20 protein-coding genes are annotated in these 18328 nt (G+C 72.6%); 7 read left to right on the plus strand and 13 right to left on the minus strand.

The genetic code is table 11. The features are described from left to right. Positions 1 to 202: 202 nt before the first annotated feature. The 3 genes from QUG98_RS05695 to QUG98_RS05705 form a co-directional block, all read right to left on the minus strand. Complete coding sequence (locus QUG98_RS05695; protein WP_289469646.1) at positions 203 to 874, minus strand: response regulator; 672 nt, start codon at positions 872 to 874, stop codon at positions 203 to 205. Next, entirely contained in the window at positions 871 to 2187 is a 1317-nt protein-coding gene (locus tag QUG98_RS05700; RefSeq protein ID WP_289469647.1) for a sensor histidine kinase, read from the minus strand. The genes QUG98_RS05695 and QUG98_RS05700 overlap by 4 nt, the downstream gene beginning before the upstream one ends. Positions 2188 to 2393: 206 nt before the next feature. Then, positions 2394 to 3077 carry an SDR family NAD(P)-dependent oxidoreductase gene (locus tag QUG98_RS05705; RefSeq protein ID WP_289469648.1) on the minus strand — a complete coding sequence of 228 codons (684 nt, stop codon included), beginning with the start codon at positions 3075 to 3077 and terminating at the stop codon, positions 2394 to 2396. A gap of 186 nt (positions 3078 to 3263) precedes the next feature. On the opposite strand from QUG98_RS05705, the gene QUG98_RS05710 reads away from it, so the two are divergent. Beyond that, complete coding sequence (locus QUG98_RS05710) at positions 3264 to 4145, plus strand: manganese catalase (protein WP_289469948.1); 882 nt, start codon at positions 3264 to 3266, stop codon at positions 4143 to 4145. A 133-nt stretch (positions 4146 to 4278) separates the two neighbouring features. Here the strand turns inward: QUG98_RS05710 and QUG98_RS05715 are convergent, their stop codons facing one another. From QUG98_RS05715 to QUG98_RS05725, 3 genes are all read right to left on the minus strand, one after another. Further along, on the minus strand, positions 4279 to 4593 hold the full coding sequence (locus QUG98_RS05715) for a hypothetical protein (protein ID WP_289469649.1): 315 nt from the start codon (positions 4591 to 4593) through the stop codon (positions 4279 to 4281). Positions 4594 to 4606: 13 nt separating this feature from the next. Further along, positions 4607 to 5050: an Hsp20/alpha crystallin family protein gene (locus tag QUG98_RS05720; protein ID WP_289469949.1), complete on the minus strand. Its 444-nt coding sequence runs from the start codon at positions 5048 to 5050 to the stop codon at positions 4607 to 4609. A gap of 140 nt (positions 5051 to 5190) precedes the next feature. After that, positions 5191 to 5661, minus strand: a complete 471-nt coding sequence (locus QUG98_RS05725; protein WP_289469650.1) for a MarR family winged helix-turn-helix transcriptional regulator — start codon at positions 5659 to 5661, stop codon at positions 5191 to 5193. A 63-nt stretch (positions 5662 to 5724) separates the two neighbouring features. Here QUG98_RS05725 and QUG98_RS05730 point away from each other — a divergent pair, with 63 nt between their 5' ends. After that, positions 5725 to 6252, plus strand: coding sequence for a phenolic acid decarboxylase (locus QUG98_RS05730; RefSeq protein WP_289469651.1), 528 nt, complete (start codon positions 5725 to 5727; stop codon positions 6250 to 6252). Further along, positions 6252 to 7043 (plus strand): alpha/beta hydrolase, encoded by a 792-nt coding sequence (locus QUG98_RS05735; RefSeq protein WP_289469652.1) that lies wholly within the window; start codon positions 6252 to 6254, stop codon positions 7041 to 7043. Before QUG98_RS05730 ends, QUG98_RS05735 begins: the two co-directional genes overlap by 1 nt. A gap of 295 nt (positions 7044 to 7338) precedes the next feature. Here QUG98_RS05735 and mgrA read toward each other — a convergent pair whose 3' ends face one another. Further along, entirely contained in the window at positions 7339 to 8382 is a 1044-nt protein-coding gene (mgrA, locus tag QUG98_RS05740) for an L-glyceraldehyde 3-phosphate reductase (RefSeq protein WP_289469653.1), read from the minus strand. Between the two features lie 141 nt (positions 8383 to 8523). Here mgrA and QUG98_RS05745 point away from each other — a divergent pair, with 141 nt between their 5' ends. The 3 genes from QUG98_RS05745 (at position 8524) to QUG98_RS05755 (ending at position 9995) form a co-directional block, all read left to right on the plus strand. Then, a complete protein-coding gene (locus QUG98_RS05745; protein ID WP_289469654.1) occupies positions 8524 to 8706 on the plus strand; it encodes a hypothetical protein in 183 nt (60 codons plus the stop codon). A gap of 47 nt (positions 8707 to 8753) precedes the next feature. Further along, positions 8754 to 9311 carry a MarR family winged helix-turn-helix transcriptional regulator gene (locus QUG98_RS05750; protein WP_289469655.1) on the plus strand — a complete coding sequence of 186 codons (558 nt, stop codon included), beginning with the start codon at positions 8754 to 8756 and terminating at the stop codon, positions 9309 to 9311. 66 nt (positions 9312 to 9377) lie between these two features. Beyond that, positions 9378 to 9995 carry a TetR/AcrR family transcriptional regulator gene (locus tag QUG98_RS05755; protein ID WP_289469656.1) on the plus strand — a complete coding sequence of 206 codons (618 nt, stop codon included), beginning with the start codon at positions 9378 to 9380 and terminating at the stop codon, positions 9993 to 9995. 157 nt (positions 9996 to 10152) lie between these two features. On the opposite strand, the gene QUG98_RS05760 is transcribed toward QUG98_RS05755, so the two are convergent. The 3 genes from QUG98_RS05760 to QUG98_RS05770 all read right to left on the minus strand — a co-directional run bounded on the left by QUG98_RS05760 (position 10153) and on the right by QUG98_RS05770 (position 14548). Further along, complete coding sequence (locus QUG98_RS05760) at positions 10153 to 11856, minus strand: beta-N-acetylhexosaminidase (protein ID WP_289469657.1); 1704 nt, start codon at positions 11854 to 11856, stop codon at positions 10153 to 10155. Between the two features lie 150 nt (positions 11857 to 12006). After that, a complete protein-coding gene (locus QUG98_RS05765) occupies positions 12007 to 13005 on the minus strand; it encodes an alpha/beta hydrolase (RefSeq protein WP_289469658.1) in 999 nt (332 codons plus the stop codon). Further along, positions 12998 to 14548: an MFS transporter gene (locus QUG98_RS05770; RefSeq protein WP_289469659.1), complete on the minus strand. Its 1551-nt coding sequence runs from the start codon at positions 14546 to 14548 to the stop codon at positions 12998 to 13000. Before QUG98_RS05770 ends, QUG98_RS05765 begins: the two co-directional genes overlap by 8 nt. A gap of 146 nt (positions 14549 to 14694) precedes the next feature. On the opposite strand from QUG98_RS05770, the gene QUG98_RS05775 reads away from it, so the two are divergent. Then, positions 14695 to 15513 (plus strand): SDR family NAD(P)-dependent oxidoreductase, encoded by an 819-nt coding sequence (locus tag QUG98_RS05775; protein WP_289469660.1) that lies wholly within the window; start codon positions 14695 to 14697, stop codon positions 15511 to 15513. A 21-nt stretch (positions 15514 to 15534) separates the two neighbouring features. Here the strand turns inward: QUG98_RS05775 and QUG98_RS05780 are convergent, their stop codons facing one another. The 3 genes from QUG98_RS05780 to QUG98_RS05790 form a co-directional block, all read right to left on the minus strand. Then, entirely contained in the window at positions 15535 to 15987 is a 453-nt protein-coding gene (locus QUG98_RS05780) for a hypothetical protein (protein ID WP_289469661.1), read from the minus strand. 341 nt (positions 15988 to 16328) lie between these two features. Continuing rightward, positions 16329 to 17444 carry a Gfo/Idh/MocA family protein gene (locus QUG98_RS05785; protein ID WP_289469662.1) on the minus strand — a complete coding sequence of 372 codons (1116 nt, stop codon included), beginning with the start codon at positions 17442 to 17444 and terminating at the stop codon, positions 16329 to 16331. Continuing rightward, positions 17441 to 18259 (minus strand): sugar phosphate isomerase/epimerase family protein, encoded by an 819-nt coding sequence (locus tag QUG98_RS05790; protein WP_289469663.1) that lies wholly within the window; start codon positions 18257 to 18259, stop codon positions 17441 to 17443. Before QUG98_RS05790 ends, QUG98_RS05785 begins: the two co-directional genes overlap by 4 nt. Between the last annotated feature and the right edge of the window lie 69 nt (positions 18260 to 18328).

Below are 18328 nucleotides of genomic sequence, written 5' to 3' on the forward strand. Positions count from 1 at the left end.
CGGTCTCGGGTCGGCGGGCGGACGCTGGTCACCGCCGCCGCGCGCCGGAGCCAGCCCCGTGTCGGCCTGCGGACGCTGGTCGCGGCCGGCACGCGCCGGAGCCAGCCCCGTGTCGGCCGGGAGGCGCGGATCACCGTTGCCACGCGCCTCCAGGCCGTCCCCGGTCGGCGCACCGCGCGACGCGACCGGCGCGCACTCCGGCCTACGTGTCGCGGGCGCCCGCCAGCCCGTGGTCGTGCGCGTACACGACGAGCTGTACCCGGTCGCGGAGCGCGAGCTTGCCCAGGATGCTCGAGATCTGCGTCTTGACGGTCGACTCGGTGACGAACTCCTTCGCCGCGATCTCCGCGTTCGACAGCCCGCGCGACGCCCAGCCGAACACGATGCGCTCCCGGTCGGTCAGGGTCTGGAACGCCTCGGGCTGCGGGGCGGGCGCACGGTCGACGTCGGCGCCGAACAGCTGCGACAGGTCGTTCGGCGCGATCACCGAGCTGCCCTCGTGCACGGCCCGGACGGCTGCGAACAGGAAGGGCGGCGTGGTGTCCTTGAGCAGGAAGCCGCTGGCGCCGAGCCGGATGGCCGTCGCCGCGGCCGGGTCGAGACCGAACGTCGTGAGCACCACCACGCGGGGGAGCGGCCCCGGGAACGTGCCGGAGAAGAGCTGACGGACGGTCTCGACGCCGTCCGTCCCGGCCATCCGCATGTCCAGGAGCACGACGTCAGGGCGGAGGTCGCGGACGCGGTCGAGGGCCTCGGCACCGTCGGACGCCTCGCCGACCACCTGCATGTCGGGCTGCGCGTCGAGCACCACGCGCAGCCCCGCGCGGAAGAGTGCCTGGTCGTCGACGAGCAGGATGCGGATCGGGTCGGTCATCGAGTGGTCCCCCCTCGGACGTCGAACGGGATGCGGGCGCGCGCGACGAACACGGCGTCCAGCACGGCGGCGTCGAACGACCCGCCGATGGTGGTCAGTCGGGTCTGCATGCCGGTGAGGCCCCGTCCCGAGCCCCGGGTCGAGGAGACCGTCGGCTGCTCGCCCGTCACCGGGGTGCGGGTGGGCACGGCACCGGTCGCCGCGGCGGCGAGCTCCTCGAGCCCGAGGCCCGCACCGACGGGCAGGGCCCTCGACGGCACGGCGTTCTCGACCTCGAGCACGAGGTCGGCGGACCGCCAGGTCTCCCGGACCTCGACGGCGCCGCCGGGCGCCCCGTGGCGGAGTGCGTTCGTGAGCATCTCCTGCAGGACCCGGCGGGCAGCGGTGCCGTGCACCGCGCCGAGCGGTCTGGCGACACCTCTTACGGCGTGCTCGACGTCGACGCCGGCGTCACGGATGCCGCGGACGATCTCCTCGAACGACGTCGGGTCGTTCGCGGTGTCCGAGCCGTCGATGTGCCCGAGCACCTGCCGCACCTCGACCAGGGAGCTGCGGGCGGTGCTGGCGATGGTGGCGCTGACCTCGCGGATGCGGGCCTCGTCGTCGAGGAAGGGCACCGAGTCCGCCTGCGCGATGATGACCGCGAGCGAGTGGCCGACGACGTCGTGCACGTCGCGGGCGATGTCGGCGCGGATGCGTTCGGCCTCGGCTTCGTCGACCGCACGGGTGGCGACGGCCTCGGCGCGGTTGGCCACGGCCTCCGCCCGGCTGGCTGCCGCCTCGGCGTCGGCCCGACGGACGGCCTCGGCGTTCTGCGACCGGACGGCCCGCCCGGCGAGCCCGGCTGCCCAGACGGAGAGCAGCACGAGCGCGGGCGCGACGAGCACCAGGACGACCTGGTCACGCGGGCCGTTCAGCAGCAGGGCGTACCGGTAACCGGTGGTGGAGAGGTACATGGACGCCGAGGCCCCGGCGACCACAGCGAGCAGTCCGGCGAGCACGGCCTCGAACCGCGTCCCGACGACGGCGACGGTGCCGATGACGACGGCGATGGCGAGGTCGACGAGCGACGGCCGTTCGCCGCCCGCCACCTGCACGAGGCCGAGCGCGACCGTGGCGACCATCGCCGAGCTCGGGGAGATGCGCCGGAGGGCGATCGCGACGCAGGCGACGGCGACGGCGAGAGGGCTGGCGTGCTCGAGCTCGAGGTCGATCGGCGCGGCGAACAGCAGCGCCGCGCACCCGGCCAGGACGAGGTCGACGACGATCGACCGGCCCCGCACGGGCCGGATGAACGTCCGCCGGTCGGTCACGGTTCGATCATCGCACGACGGGTGATCACGGCATCGGGGACATCGCGACGAGGGCCACCGCGGTGACGACGACGATCGCGGCGCAGGTGGCGAGGGTGGCGATCACGTGCTTGGTCGAGCTCTCCATGCCACCGAGCCTGGCGGGTGACCCCGTCGTCGGGCATCGTCCGGCGGGACGAACGGGGTCGTCCTGCAGGACGAACCCGTCAGATCGTCAGTTGTCCCAGCACCCGGTGCGCGATCGACACCGACTCGCCGCTGACGACCGAGCGCGGGGACGACAGGAACGTCACGAGGTCGGCGATCTGCTGCGGGCTGGACTCGCCGCCGGCGCCGGGCTGCACCGCGGCGGACGGCTCGTCCGTGACACGGCCGGGGTTGACGACGTTCACGGTGACGCCCGTGCCCGCGTACTGGTCGGCGAGGTTCCCGGCGATGATGCTCGTCGCCGCGTTCCGCAGCGAGGTCGTCACGTTGCCGGACAGGTACGCGTTCTGCCCGCTCACGACCACCACGCGACCCCAGCCCGCCTCGCGCTGCACGGGGAGCACGGCGTTCGCGACCCGGAGGAAGCCGAGGGCCTTGCCGTCGATCGCGGCGGCGACCTGCTCGGGATCGGACGCGCGGTCGGGGTCGAGGGTGCCGGCGGCCGGAGCGGCGGTGACCACGAGGACGTCGATGCGTCCGTGCTGCTCGAGCACCCGGGCGACCGCGGCGTCGACCGACTCCTGCGACGCGGTGTCCAGTGCCACGGCGTCGTCCCCGTCGGCGCTCCGCGAGGCGACGACGACCCGTGCGCCCTCGCGCCGCAGGGTCTCCGCGACGACGGAGCCGATCGTCCCGCGTCCGCCGACGACGAGGGCGACACGGTCGTGCAGATGGAGGTCCATGACGCCCACGCTAGGCCGCTCGGCACCTTCCGTCCGCGTGATCCGGTCAGCCCGACCGCGTGATCCGTCCACCCCGGACGGGCGTCCAGTCGGCGCGGCCGACCGTCGGCCGTGACCACCCACCGTGCCGACGACGAGGCGGTCGCCACGACCCCGGCACGACGATCATCGAGACAGGAGAACGAGTTGTACTTCCACAAGCAAGAGCTCCAGTTCACGAGCACCCCGGACAAGCCCGACGCGGTCTACGCCCGCAAGCTGCAGGAGGTGCTCGGCGGCCAGTACGGCGAGATCTCCGTCGCGATGCAGTACCAGTTCCAGGCGTGGAACATGCACATGCCCGGCAAGTACCGCGACATGGTGTTCGGCATCGGCGCCGAGGAGATGGGCCACGTCGAGATGCTCGCGACGATGATCGCCCAGCTGCTCGAGAAGAGCCCGCTCGGCATCACCGAGGACGCCGTGCAGGACGACCCGACCGTCGCCGCGATCGTCGGTGGGACGGACGTCCAGCAGGGCATCGTCGCTGGCGCCGGGGCGCGGCCGGTGGACAGCAACGGGAACCCGTGGCAGGGCTCGTACATCACCGCGTCGGGCAACCTGCTCGCCGACTTCACCGCGAACGCGAACGCCGAGATGCAGGGGCGCGTGCAGGTCGCACGGCTCTACCACATGACCGACGACCACGGCGTGCGGGACCTGCTGTCGTTCCTGCTCGCGCGCGACACCATGCACCAGAACATGTGGGCGACCGCGGCCGCCGAGCTGCGTGAGAAGGGGATCGAGGACTTCCCGGTGCCGAACAACTTCCCGCAGGCGAAGGAGCACACCGAGTTCAGCTACCAGTACCTGAACTTCTCGGACGGGGCGCAGGCGGGCGACGGTCCCTGGGCGAGCGGTCCGTCGTTCGACGGCAAGGGCGAGTACTCGTACCACGACGGCCCCACCTCGTCGGTGCCGATGCCGCCGCCCACGCACCCGGACGTGCGGTTCTACGGCACGACGGAGCTGCCGAACGTGGTCGAGAAGACCGCGGGCGCGGTGCAGGACACGCTCAACAAGGAGTGACGGTCCCGCCGGTCGCGCGTCGGTGACGAGAGGCGACCGCGGACGGGAGGCGACCACGGACGGGACGCGCCCGCAGACGGGAGGCCCGGTGCCAGCTGGCACCGGGCCTCCCGTCCGTCTCGTGGTCACGTGGTCACGTCTCCGCACCGACCGTCGCCAGCGCGGCGGTGTCGTCGTCACGCGGTGCGCGCGACGGCTCGAAGATGCCGGAGTAGAGGCGCACCGCGCTCCACAGCGCGATGCACGCAACTGTCCCGGCCACGGCGGCGACCCAGGGCACGATCGCCACGTCGGTCCACGCCCGCGGGGCGAGGACCCAGGTGAGGAAGCTGCCCACGGTGCTGCCGCCGGCCCCGAGCAGGGCGGCGGTGCGGCGGTCGAGGCTCGTGGCGACGAGGGCCGCGGTCACGACCGCCACGGCGAGGAGCGCGTTGAGGACTGTCGTCACCGGCACCCCCGGACTACTCGGCGGAACCGCTGCTGACCGCGAGCTGCTGTGCGCCGCCGCCGGTCGTGACGTCGATCTTCCGCGGCTTCGCGGACTCCTTGACCGGGATCGTCACGCTCAGGACGCCGTTGTCGTAGGCGGCGCTGATGCGCGCCGTGTCCAGGTGGTCACCGAGCGTGAGCTGCCGGACGAACGTGCCCGGCTGGCGCTCGCGGGTGAGCCACTGCGAGCCCTCCGGGGCACCGAGCGTGCGCTCCGCGCGGATGGTGAGCACCGAACCGTCGACGTCCACGTCGACCGAGCCCGGGTCGATGCCCGGCAGGTCGACGTCGAGGACGTAGTGGTCGCCCGTGCGGTACAGGTCCATCGGCATCGAGCGGGGAGCACCTGCGCCGGCGCCGAGCAGGGAACCGGCGAGTCGGTCGAGCTCGCGGAACGGGTCGAACTGCATCGTCATCGAGATCAACTCCTTCATGGTCTGCATTGAGTCCCTTCGACTCAACTGCAAACGGTTTTAGCACTCTCCCCTCACGAGTGCCAAAGAACTGCTCAGAGCCCGCTGGGAGCAGCGGAACGACGGAGGTCGAACGACGGAGGTCAGCGGTCCGCGCGGTGCGTGATCTCGTGGTGCAGGTGCTCGAGCGCGGGGAGTGCGGCGGCCAGCGCGGCCCGGTCCTCGGGGGAGAGCCGGTCGAGTGCCTCGACGAGCACGGTGGTCGACGCCTCGTCGTACGCCGCGAGTCGCTCCTCGGCCAGGGGTGTCAGGCGGAGCTCGGTCCGGCGACCGTCGCCGGCGGCGAGGCGCCGCTCGACGAGTCCGGCGGACTCCATCGCCGACACGAGGTTGCTCACCGTCGAGCGGGCGAGTCCGAGGCGGCCGGCGAGGGCGGAGGGTGCGGTGGTCCCCGCCGCGAGTGCGCGCATCACCTCGACCTGTGCGTCCGGGATGTCCGGCAGGTCGGCGACCTCGCGCGATGTCCGGAGCAGGGCGCGGCGGAAGGGTCCGATGCGGTCGCTCAGCCTGCGCGCGACCTGTGTCGTGCCGTCCGACCCGTCCGTACCCTGCACACACGGCAACCTAGCAGCGAAGAGTGTTTGCAACAAAACCAGTTCGGGAGCAAACTTGCATCCATGAGCACGCAGATCTCCGTCGAACACCCCGAACCGCCCCAGGACCTCACCGGCATCGTCGGCCACCGGTTCGTCTACACGTACGCCAACGGCTGGCAGTACGAGATGTACGTCAAGAACGCGACGACCATCGACTACCGCATCCACACCGGTCACGTCGGCGGCCGCTGGGTGAAGGACCAGACGGTCGACCTCGTCGCCCTGGCCGCCGGCGTCTACAAGGTGTCCTGGAACGAGCCGACCGGCACCAGCGTCGTCGTCAACGTCATCCCGGAGCAGCGCGTCCTGCACGGCACGATCTTCTTCCCGCGGTGGATCGAGCTCGACGGGTCGAAGACCGTCCTCTTCCAGAACGACCACCTGGACGAGATGCAGCGCTTCCGCGACGAGGGCCCGACCTACCCGATCTACGTCGTCCCCGAGTTCGCGCACATCACCCTGTTCGAGCACGTCGGCGAGGACGACGAGTCCGTGATCGACACCGCTCCCGGCGACCTGCCGGCCGGCTGGGCGGACCGGACGAACTGATGGCCACCGTGCCGCTGCGGGGTGTCGACCCGCGCACCACCCCGACCACGCTCGACCACGGCGGCCGCACGGTCCGCGGCTGGCAGTGGGAGCCGCAGGACGGTGCCGCCGAGGACGCCCCCGTCGTGCTGCTCGTGCACGGGTTCAGCGACAGTGCGCTCGGCGGGCACCAGCTGTTCGTGCAGACCGCACGGCACCTGGTCGCGCGCGGGGTCGTCGTCCGCAGCCACGATCGACTGGGCCAGGGCGTCAGCGACGGGGAGTTCGCGGACATCACGATCCGCGACGAGGTCGACCAGGTCGTCGCGATGATCCACGCTGCGGACCGTGGGCAGGGCGTGCACGTCGTCGCGCACAGCCTCGGCGCGGTGGAGTCGGCGCTCGCCGCGGCGCGGGAACCCTCGCTCGTCCGGACGCTCACGCTGTGGTCGCCCGCCGGGGTCGTCGTGGACGACATCACGAAGCACGACGAGATCCAGGGGCAGCCGCTCGCGCCGGTCCGGGAGCGCGGGTGGTTCGACTTCGGCGGGATGCCCCTCGGTGGCGCGTTCATCGCCGACGTGCAGGACGGGCTCGACGTCTACGGCCCGGTGTCCGGGTACACCGGTCCCGCCGACGTGGTGCACGGCACCGAGGACGCGATCGTGCCGGTGTCGTACGGCCGCCGGTACGCCGAGCTGCTGCCCGGAGCGCGGCTGACGATCGTCGACGGTGCGGACCACGGCTGGTCGGCGGTGCCGTTCCGCGAGCGGCTCCTGTCGCTGCTCGACGAGCGCCTCGGCCTGGCCTGACACCGGGGACCGGAGCGGCCCGTACCCGACCGGGTACGGGCCGCCCTGCCTACTGGCCCTTCCGCCACAGGTCGAGCGGGAGCGGCCGAGGGCTGCATACGCGAGCGGGCTCGCGTATGCTGGTCCCGAGTCGTAGAACTCGGGGGCGGTTGTTGCGCCCTCGGCCTTCCACTCGGAGGGCAACCCGGAGCCCATCACCGCTGCCACGGTGGTGGGCTTCAGTCCTGCCCGCAGGACGACCCGGCGATCCGCCCCACTGATGTGTAGCGTACCGCCGAGTCGACCGGTCGGGGGGTCAGCTCACCTGACCGGAACGGGCGCCTGACCACAGGTCGACGTCGAGCACCCCGACCGAGTGCTCGTCGATGCGACGCAGCTCGTCGTCCGTGAAGGACAGGTTGCCGAGCGCCGCGACGTTCTGTTCGAGCTGCTCCACGCGCGACGCCCCGATGACGAGCGAGGTCACCCGCTCGTCGCGCAGCGCCCACGCGAGCGCGAGCTGCGCGAGGCTCTGGCCGCGCTCGGAGGCGATGTCGTCCAACGCCCGCAGGTGGCCGACGACCTCGTCCGTCAGGCTGCCGGCGTCGAGGGACTTTCCCGCGGCAGCGCGCGAGTCCTCCGGCACGCCGTCGAGGTACCGCCCGGTGAGCAGCCCCTGTGCGAGCGCGGTGAAGCCGATCACGCCGAAGCCCAGTTCACCGGCCGCGTCGAGGAGCCCCTCGTCCTCGATCCAGCGGTTGAGCATCGAGTACGACGGCTGGTGGATCAGGAGCGGCGTGCCGAGGTCGCGCAGGATCTCGACGGCCTGCCGGGAGCGCTCGGCGTCGTAGGACGAGATCCCGACGTAGAGCGCCTTGCCCTGCTGCACGGCGGCGTGGAGCGCGCCCATCGTCTCCTCGAGCGGCGTCGAGGCGTCGAGGCGGTGCGAGTAGAAGACGTCGACGTAGTCCAGGCCCATCCGCTCGAGCGACTGGTCGAGCGAGGCGAGGACGTACTTGCGCGAGCCGCCGCCCTGCCCGTACGGCCCGGGCCACATGTCCCACCCGGCCTTCGTCGAGATCACCATCTCGTCGCGGTACGGGCGGAAGTCCTCGCGCATCAGCCGGCCGAAGTTCACCTCGGCGGCGCCGTACGGCGGGCCGTAGTTGTTCGCGAGGTCGTGGTGCGTGATGCCGAGGTCGAACGCCCGGCGACTGATCGCCCGCTGCGTCTCGAACGGCTTGTCGTCGCCGAAGTTGTGCCAGTAGCCCAGCGAGAGCAGTGGCAGGTCGAGGCCGGATCGGCCGGTCCGGCGGTAGGGCATGGAGTCGTAGCGGTCGTCCGCGGCGGTGTAGGCCATGCCGTCCATCCTGGCCCCGTCCGGTCGGGTGCCGCGCGAACCGTACAGAACGCGAAAGGTTCGTTGCACTGATCGTTCACGTCGTGAAACAGTCTCCTCGTCCGACCAGGACGGCAACGACGCAGGAAGGCGGGACCACCCATGCACAGCACGTACTCCGGGATGCCGCGGTCGTCACGGCTCTCCGCGACCCACACGCGGGTCGGGCTCACCGACCCCGCCGTCATCGACGCCTACGTGTCCCGCCGCATCCAGGACCCCTCGCTCCTGTCATCGCGCAGCGAGCCGTCGTACGCTGACTTCTTCACGGCGCCCACCGCGTAGCCACCCGCTCCGACCGGATCCGCCCGACAGAGAGACACCATCCGCCGATGCCCCTGACCGTCGTCCGCCGCGAGCACGTCCACCTCTACGCCAGGGAGCCGCGGTCCAGGGCCGCGAAGGTCGCCGTCGACGCGCTCCTGAAGCTGCAGCACGCCGAGGAGCAGCAGCTCGAACAGGCACGCGCCGAGAGCGGGCTGACGAAGAACGAGTTCCTGACGGTGCGGTACATGCTGCAGGCGCACCGGGACGGACGGGCGATGGGGCCGAAGGACCTCGCCGTCATGCTCAACGTCTCGAACGCGTCGGTCACGAAGATCGTCGACGGGCTCGTGGCGAAGGGCGACATCGTCCGCGTGCCGCACCCCACCGACCGTCGGGCCCAGGTGCTCGAGCCCACGGTGCAGGCCGCCGAGAAGATCGACTCGTCGTACGCCCGGTTCCACGAGGCCGTGGTGGGGGTCATGGACCACCTGTCGAGCGAGGACAACGAGGTGCTCGCACGCTGCCTGTCCCAGATCACCGACGCGCTCGCCGACGGCACGCCGGCGCCGGTCGACGAGTACACGGTCGACCCCGACGGTGCCGCGGAGCCGAACGACTCCTGACCGCGACCGCGGCGACCTCGGCCACGACGGGGTGGCGCGAAAACCTTCCAGCGGTAAGTTGGTGGGATGACGCACGAGGTCGACGACGACGGCGCGATCCCGCCCCGACGCGGTGGGTACCGCAAGGGCACCGAGCGCCGTGCACAGATCCTCGACGAGATGATCCGCATGGTCGCCGCGCAGGGCGTCGACGCGTCCTCGTTGCGGTCGGTCGCCGACGCGCTCGGGATCACCCACGCGGCACTGCGGCACTACTTCCCGAGCCGTGACGAACTGCTGCTCGCCGTCTACCGCGAGCACGAGGTCCGCGAGCAGGACGCCCCGGACCGCATGCGGTCGGCGATCGGTGACATGCGGGAGAGCGCCTCGCGGAACCGCGAGGTCCCCGGGCTCGTGCAGCTCTACACGACCCTCGCCGCCGACGCGGTGCAGGAGGGCCACCCGGCCACCCGCGACTTCATGCGCGAGCGGTTCAGCCGACTCCGCGCCGACCTCGCCGAGCTCATCGCCGCGGACCAGGCGGCCGGTCGGATCCGTGCGGACCTCGATCCGGTCGACCTGGCGAGTCTCGGCATCGCCGCGTCCGACGGACTCCAGGTGCAGTGGCTGCTCGACCCCGACGCGGTCGACGGCGAGCGGGTGCTCCGCCTGCTCGAGTCGATCATCCCCGCAGCGGACGACTGACGCCCGGCCCGGAGACGCGACCGCGGATCCGGACCGGACACGGGTCGGACGGGAGGCGCGGTGCCGGGGCCGCCACGGGCCTCCCGTCACGGCCATGGTCGGACAGGAGGCGCGGTGCGGGCGCGCCACGGGCCTCCCGTCCGCCGTCCGGTCGCGGCTACGGCGTCGGACCGCCGTCCGCGATGTTCGCGGTGACCGCGTCGATGTACGCGGCGCGCTCCGCGCGCGTCTGGGGGCGACCGGGCACGCCGGGCCGCTCCTCCCACGGGCGCGGGCCCGACCCGTGCCGGTACTCGACGCCGAGCGCGTCGAGCCGGGCGAGGTGGTGCTCGAGCCGCTGCCGGAAGTCGTCGACGTCACGGGGTCCGGTGACGTCGGCCGACCACAGGGCCTCGGACAGCGCGACCACGCGGGGGAACAGCTGGTAGTCGAGTCGCCGGACGGAGTCGACGTGCTCGGTCCACATGTTCGCCTGTCCGCCGATGACGTGCGCTCGTTCCGCCTCGGTGAGTTCCGCGGGCACCGGGTCGAACGCGTACACGTCGTCGACGGTGAGCACGATCGACACCGGGATCGGCTCGTTCGGCAGGTCGCTCTGCCGGTAGTCGAGGTAGACCTGGTCGTCGGGCGTCGAGATGACGTCGTGTCCGCGTCGGGCCGCCGTGACCGCGCCCTGCAGTCCGCGCCACGAGACGACGGTCGCCGACGGGGAGAGCGTGCCGCCCTCGAGGATCTCGTCCCACCCGAACGCGCGCCGGCCGTGCGACTCGACGTGGGCCGCGAGCTGCCCGACGATCCAGGCCTGCAGCTGTTCCTCGTCCTCGAGTCCGAGCTCGCGGATGCGCTCCTGGGTGCGGGGGTCGTCCTCCCACTGGTCCTTCGGGCACTCGTCGCCGCCGATCCCGACGTACTCCGAGGGGAAGAGGGCGATCACCTCGTCGAGGACGTCGCGGAAGAACTGCACCGTGCGCTCCTCGGCGTTCAGGACGTCGTGCGCGATGCCCCACTCGGTCCAGACGTCGAGCTGCCGGTCCGGGTGCACGCCGAGTTCCGGGTAGGCGGCCAGGGCGGCGCGGACGTGCCCGGGCGTCTCGATCTCCGGTACGACGGTGACGAACCGGTCGGCCGCGTAGGCGACGATCTCGCGGACGTCGTCCTGCGTGTAGGAACCGCCGTGCGGGCGACCGTCCTTCCCCGCCACCCGGAGCGTGCCGTCGTCGTCCGGGACGTGCGCTCCGACCTGCGACTCGGTGCGCCACGACCCGACCTCGGTGAGCCGCGGGTACTTCGTGATCTCGATGCGCCAGCCCTGGTCCTCGGTGAGGTGGAAGTGCAGGCGGTTGATCCGGTGCGCCGCGAGCTGGTCGACGAGCCGGAGGACCTCGGCCTTCGTGCGGAAGTGTCGCGCGACGTCGAGCATGACGCCGCGCCAGGCGAAGGCCGGGGCGTCCTCGACGACCGTGACCGGGAGCGTCCACCCGTCGGTGCGCACCCGACCGCGCCGGTACACGTCGGCGGGCAGGAGCTGGAGGAGTGTCTGGACGCCGTAGAACACGCCGGCCGGGCCACCACCCGTGACGACGACGCCGGCGGCGGTGACCTCGAGGCGGAAGGCCTCGGACCGGTCACCGCCCGGGCCCGCCGGCAGGTCGTCCGGGTCGGCCGCGATCCGCAGTGCGATCACCGGGACGTCGGTCGCGCCGGCGGCACCGAGCAGCGGGAGTCGGGTCGATGCGCGGAGCACCTGCTGGAGGTACTGCGCGACCGGCTCGGCCGCGGGGTCGGCGGTGACGCGGGTCCGCTCGTCGAGGGTGAACGAGCCGGTGCCGTCGGCGCGGGAGCGGGGGCGGGGGATGAGCATGCGGAGCGGTCCTTCCGGGGGAGGGCGGGGACGTGCCGGTGCCGCCGCCGTCGTGGCGGTGCGCTCCATCCTCGTCGCTGCCCGCCTCCGCTGCCCGCTGTCCGCCCGAGCTCGCGCCCCGCCCGCCGCCCCTGCTTCCGGTCGTGCCGGTCAGGCCACCGGCGTCCGGACCGGGTCGGGCTCCCCGAGCAGCCGGGTCGTCCAGTCGGCCAGGGCCGCGACCGCCGAGCGGGAGACCGCCGCACCCGGCACCATGCTCGTGAAGCCGTGGAACGCGCCCGGCCAGACGTGCAGCTCGGCGTCGACCCCGGCGGCCCAGAGCGCACTCGCGAACGCCACGGTCTCGTCGCGGAACACCTCGGCGCTGCCGCAGTCGAGGTAGGTGCGGGGGAGCCCGGAGAGGTCCTCGGCGCGTGCGGGTGCCGCGTACGGGGAGACGTCGTCGGTGCCACGGCGCTCGCCGAGGTAGGCGCCCCAGCTGAAGTGCATCGCCTGCCGGTCGGCGACCCCGACGCCGTCGATCTGCCGCGTCGACACGGTCGCGTCGCGGTCGTCGAGCATCGGGGAGACCAGGACCTGGGCGAGGACCTCGGGGCCGCGGCGGTCCCGGGCCAGCAGGACCGTCCCCGCGGCCAGGCCCCCGCCCGCGCTCTGTCCCGCGACGACGATGCGCGCCGGGTCGATGCCGAGCTCGTCGGCGTGCTCCGCGACCCAGACGAGTCCGGCGTAGCAGTCCTCGACCGGGGTCGGGTCGGGGTGCTCCGGAGCGAGGCGGTAGTCCACGCTGACCAGCACGACGTCGTGGTCGAGCAGCCAGTCGTCGTACGAGTCGAGGTTGCCGAGGTGGTGCCCCATCACCATGCCACCGCCGTGGATCGTGTAGACGCCCGTGGTCGGACCGCTCCGGCCGGTGCGCTGGATCACGGCGAGGTCGATCGGGTCGCCGCCGTGGCCGGGCACGGTGATGCTCCGTCGTTCGAGGCCGCGGGAGCGCAGCCGGTCGTCGAGCTCCTGCTCGCTGACGTCGAGTGCGCGCATCCGGGGCAGGGCAGCGGCGTCGATGGTGAACGGTCTGCGGGCCTCGAGCGCGGTGAGGAACACGGCGAGCTCGGGGTCGAAGGGCGGGCGGGGCGTGGTGGTCTCAGGCACGGGAGGACTCCTGGTGGTGGTCGATGGACGAGGAAGGAGCAGTGGACGACGTCGGGATCGTCGGGGTCGAGGTCGGGGTCGGGCTTCCGGTCGCGGTCGGTGTCGGCCGGGTCGCGGTCGGCTCCGGCGTGCTGGCGCCGCGACGCGCGCGGAGCACCCCGACGGCGACGAGCAGCGCGGCGACCGCGGTGATCACGGCCCCGGCGACCTGCAGCGCACCGACGACGGCAGCAGCGTGCGCCGCGGTGGGCTGCGCGACGGTGACGCTGCCCGGCACGAACGCCGCGAGCACCGTCCCGGTCGCCGCGATCCCGACCGCCGTGGCGAGTTCGCTCGCGGTGTCGACGAGCGCTGCCCCGATCGAGGTGCGGTCCCCGGGCAGCCCGGACAGGACGCGCGCGCCGGCGACCGCTCCGACCACGCGCATCCCGGCCGCGACGAGCACGAGGGCGACCGCGACCGCCGGGTACCCGGTGCGGCCGAGCACGGTGAACACGGCCAGCCCGAGGACGACGGCCGCCGCGCTCGTCCAGGCAGCGCGCTCGAGCCCGACCCGACGGACGAACGGTCCGACGAACCGGCCGCTCACCAGCAGCACCACGACCTGGGGCAGGGTCCCGATCGCGGCGAGGGCGGGCGGCCAGCCCCATGCGGCCTGCAGCTGCAGGGTCACCGCGTACGACAGCCCGGCGGTGGCGAGGCCAGCCGCGGCCTTGTAGGCCAGGCCGCTCGCGACGAGGGGCCGGGCCACCAGGGCGAGGTCGAGCAGCGGGTGCCGGGCGGAGCGCTCCCGCACGACGAAGCCGACGACGGCGACGACGGTGGCGACCGCAATGGCCCATGCCAGCCAGCCCCCCGTGGACACGGCGAGCGTCGGGGTCACCAGGACACCCACGACCGTGGCCGTCCCGAGCACCGCGCCGACGAGGTCGAGCGGGTGCCGGTGCAGGTCCTCCGGCTGGTCCGCACCGACGCCGGACCGGATGCCGACGAGTGCGACGAGGGCGATCGGCACGTTCGCGACCAGGAGCACCTGCCACGGCGCCACGGCGAGGACGAAGCCCCCGATCGTCGGACCGACCGCGAGTCCGACGAGTCCCGCGGTCGACACCACGGTCAGGCCCCGGACGCGCAGCTCGTCGCCGGAGAAGAGCCGGAAGGTCAGCGCCATCGAACCAGGGGTGGTCATCGCGGCGGCGAGTCCCATCAGGGCCCGGACGACGACGAGCTGCTCCACGCTGGTCACGAGGACGGTCGCGGCGCTCGCCACCGCGAGCAGCGTCAGCCCGACGAGCATGGTGCGACGGCGGCCGAACCGGTCGGCGACCGCTCCGAACAGGAGCATCAGGCCGCCGAACGCGACCGAGTACGCGCTCGAGACCCACTGCAGCGAGGCGGTGGAGGCCGCCAGGTCACGGCCGATCGTCGGCAGGGCGACGGTGAGGACCGAGTTGTCGAGCATCTCGAACAGGAACACGGCGGAGAGCCCGGACAGGGCGATCCACGCGTCACGGAGACGGGCGGGTGGGGTGTGTGCAGACACGGGTGCACTCCTTCGATGAAGAAGTGGCGACTCCCGTGAGACGCGTGCACGCTCCCGGCCGACGAGCGGCGCGGGTCTTTTCCCTCTGGACGGCACTGTACCGCGATCACGGTCGACCTCGCCACTGCCGGGTGTACGCAGGGTCCATGAGCCGTCCCCGCAGTCCCTTCCGAGGCCTCCGCGCCCTCGTCACCGGCGCCAGTGGCGGGATCGGCGAGGAGCTCGCGCTCGGGCTGGCCGCCGCCGGGGCCGACGTCGTCCTCGTCGCCCGCTCAGCCGACCGCCTCGACGCCCTGGCCGCCCGGATCCGCCGCGACCACGGCGTCACTGCGGAGACGGTCTCGGCCGACCTCGCCACGGCGGACGGCGTCGACCGGGTCGTCACCGCGCTGACCGGCACCCGGGTCGACGTCCTCGTCGCCAACGCCGGCGTCGGCGACCACGGCCCCTTCGTCGATGCCACCCCGGAGCGGATCCGCACCCAGATCGACCTGAACTGCACCGCCGTCGTCCGACTCGTGCACGCGTTCCTGCCGGGCATGCTCCAGCGCCGCCTCGGCGGTGTGATGACGGTGTCGTCGGTCGCCGCGTTCCAACCGACGCCGGGGATGGCCGTCTACGGCGCGACGAAGGCGTTCCTGCTGTCGTTCACCGAGGCGATCTGGCAGGAGAACCGGGGGAGCGGCGTGCGATTCCTCGCGCTCTGTCCCGGGGCGACCGAGACCGGGTTCTTCGACGAGGCCGCTCGGCACCCGGGTGCAGCGGGCTTCCTGGAGCGCGGTCGGCAGACCCCGCAGCAGGTCGCCGCCGTCGGGCTCCGCGCGTTCGCCCGGTCCGGCGGGCCGACCGTGGTCTCCGGGTTCGGCAACGTGGTCACGGCCAACGCGCACCGCTTCGTCCCCCGCGGGCTCATGGCACGGCTGACGGAGGTGGCGACCGGCGGCGGTGGTGGCCGACGGCGGTGACCGACCAGGGGCACGCACCGATCAGCCGTAGCCCTGGTCGGCCAGACGCCACCCGTCCTCGGTGTGGTGGAAGCAGAACTGCCACCCCCGCAGGACCCCGGGGTCGGCGCCCGTCATGTTCGTCTCGGTGACGTCGACCGGGATGCACTCCTCGGCGACCCCGCCGCGCTCGTCGGCCGGGATCTGCTCGACGGCGCCGATGTTCCGGTGGGCCAGCAGGTCCGGGTGCTCGTCGAACCACGACGTCGGCTGCCGCTGGCCGCACCACGACTGACCGGGTGACCCCGACGCGTCCGAGGCCGTGAGTGCTTCGGTCACCGCGCAGTCGTGGGCCTCGGCGGCTCGGAGGTAGACGCGCAGGACCTGCTCCGACGTGGCGCTCGCCGGAGGGAGCCGCCGCGCGACCTCGGCAGCGCGCTCGAGGTGCACGCCGACAGCGGCACCGGTCCCGACGACCAGCACGGCAGCGGTCACCAGGACCGTCGGCAGGACTCGTCGTCGTGGTGCTCGGTCGTGTGCGGTGTCCGTGGTGCCTCCTTCGACAGCGGTCGGATCCCCTCCTGGTCCCGACCCTGACACGGCAAGGCGCCCGTCGGCATCGGCCCTCGGGACGAAGCGGGATGGCCGGTCGGTTGCGTCCTGCTCCCCCGAGCGGGCAGGACGCGCCGTCCGTAGTTCGCCCGCAGGGCGAAGGACGTCGGCGCGCAGCTCGGAACGCGACAGGTCCGGCCCGTTGGGTGAATCGGACGCACCACGAGACGGACGGGAGGCGCGGTGCCAGCCGGCACCGCGCCTCCCGTCCGTCAGGTGGCCGACTAAGCGCTCACGCCCTGCGCGAGCACCGCGGCAGCCGGGTCGAAGTCCTCCGGCAGCGGTTCCGGCTTCGTGATGCGCGAGGCGATCTCGACCGCCTGGCCGGACTCAGCGGCGTCCCGGATGCCGAGCATGACGTCGAGCGCATGTGACGCGACGGCACCGGAGGCGCGCTCCGGGCGGCCCTCGGCGATCGCGCGGGCCATCTCGACGACGCCCGTGCCGCGACCCCAGGTGGAGCCCTTGTGCTCGAGGGTCGTCGGCTCGTCCTTGCCGAGCGTCCACAGCGTGCTGTCACCGTCGAAGACGTTCGGGTCCGGCAGCACGATGGTGCCCTCGGAGCCGTTGATCTCGACGAAGCCGTTGCGGGGCAGGGCGTGCTGGAACGACAGCGTCGTCTGCGCGGACTGCCCGTCGGCGAAGGAGATGAGCGCGGCGTGGTGCGTCGGCACCTCGACCGCGAACTCCGTGCCGGCACGGGGACCCGAGCCGATCACGCGGGTCTCGCGCGACTTCGACGACACGGCCTGCACGCGCGAGGCCGAGCCGAACGCGTGGAGCAGGGTCGTGACGTAGTACGGGCCGATGTCGAACAGCGGACCGGCGCCCTCGGCGTAGAGGAACTCAGGGTCCGGGTGCCACTGGTCCGGGCCGGGCACGTGGAACATCGTCGTCGCGGTGAGCGGCGTGCCGATGTCACCGCGGGCGATGGCCCGGATCGCGGTCTGGATCCCGGCGCCGAGCACGGTGTCGGGGGCGGTCGCGTACCGCACGCCGGCGGCCTCGGCCGCAGCGAGGAGCGCCTGGGCGTCCTCGGCGGTGGTTGCGACCGGCTTCTCGCTCCAGGTGTGCTTGCCGGCGGCGATGATCTGCTGGCCGACCTTCGCGTGCTCGGCCGGGATCGTGATGTTCACGACGATCGAGATGTCGTCGCGGGCCAGGAGCTCCTCGACGGTGCCCGACGAAGGGACGCCGTACTTCTCGGCCTGCGCGGCAGCACGCTCGAGGATGACGTCGGCGACCATCAGGACCTCGACGTCGGCGAACTGCGTCAGGTTGGTGAGGTACTGGTCCGAGATGTTGCCGGCACCGATGACGCCGACTCCGACGCGGCTCACTTGCCGGACTCCGCGGACAGGTCGTGGTCCTTCAGCCAGGCGAGGGACTCGGTGATGCCCTGGAAGACGTCACCGGAGTAGGCGTCGAACTCGACGACGCGGATGGCCTGCGGCGCGGCGGCGAGGATGCCCCGCACGTCGACGTCGCCCTGGCCGGCCGGGGTCTGGTTCTCGAAGGCGCGCTGCAGTGCCTCGGGCACGACGAGGGCGCTCTCGGACGAGGGCAGCGCGGTGAGGATGTCACCGTCGACCTTGCCGTCCTTGACGTGGATCGCGACGACGCGGTCGCCGAGCGCCTTCAGGACGGCCGGCGCGTCGGCGCCGCCGACGGTGGCCCAGAAGGTGTCGACCTCGAGCACGGTCTCCGGCGAGAGCTGCTCGACGAACAGGTCGTAGACAGTGCGACCGTCGACCTTGTTCGTGAACTCCCACTGGTGGTTGTGGTAGCCGAACTGCAGGCCGCGGGCGCTGGCCTCGGCGGTGAGCTCGTTGACGCGCTCCGCGATCTTCGCGACGTCGTCGGCGGTCTGCCAGCGGTCGGTCGGGATGAACGGGTCGATGACGGTCTTGATGCCGAGGCGCTCCGCGGCGTCCCAGATCGGGGCGGTGTCCTCGGCGTCGATCACGGCGACGTGACCGGACGGAGCCTGCAGACCCGTGGCGGCGAACGCCTTCTCGAGGTCGGCCGCGCGCTCGACGAACGCGTACGGCTCGACGTTCTCGTAGCCGATCTCGCGTACCCGGGCGATGGCCTTGTCGAGGTCGTCGGCGATGGCGTCGCGCAGCGAGTACAGCTGCACAGAGGTGGTGGGCATGGCAGAGGGCTCCTTCGGTCCTGTCAGGTTGTCGGGGCCCGTCGAGGATCGATGCTCCCCGGCGAGATC

The sequence above is a fragment of the Curtobacterium subtropicum genome (assembly GCF_030362975.1).
Taxonomy (GTDB): Bacteria; Actinomycetota; Actinomycetes; order Actinomycetales; family Microbacteriaceae; genus Curtobacterium; species Curtobacterium subtropicum.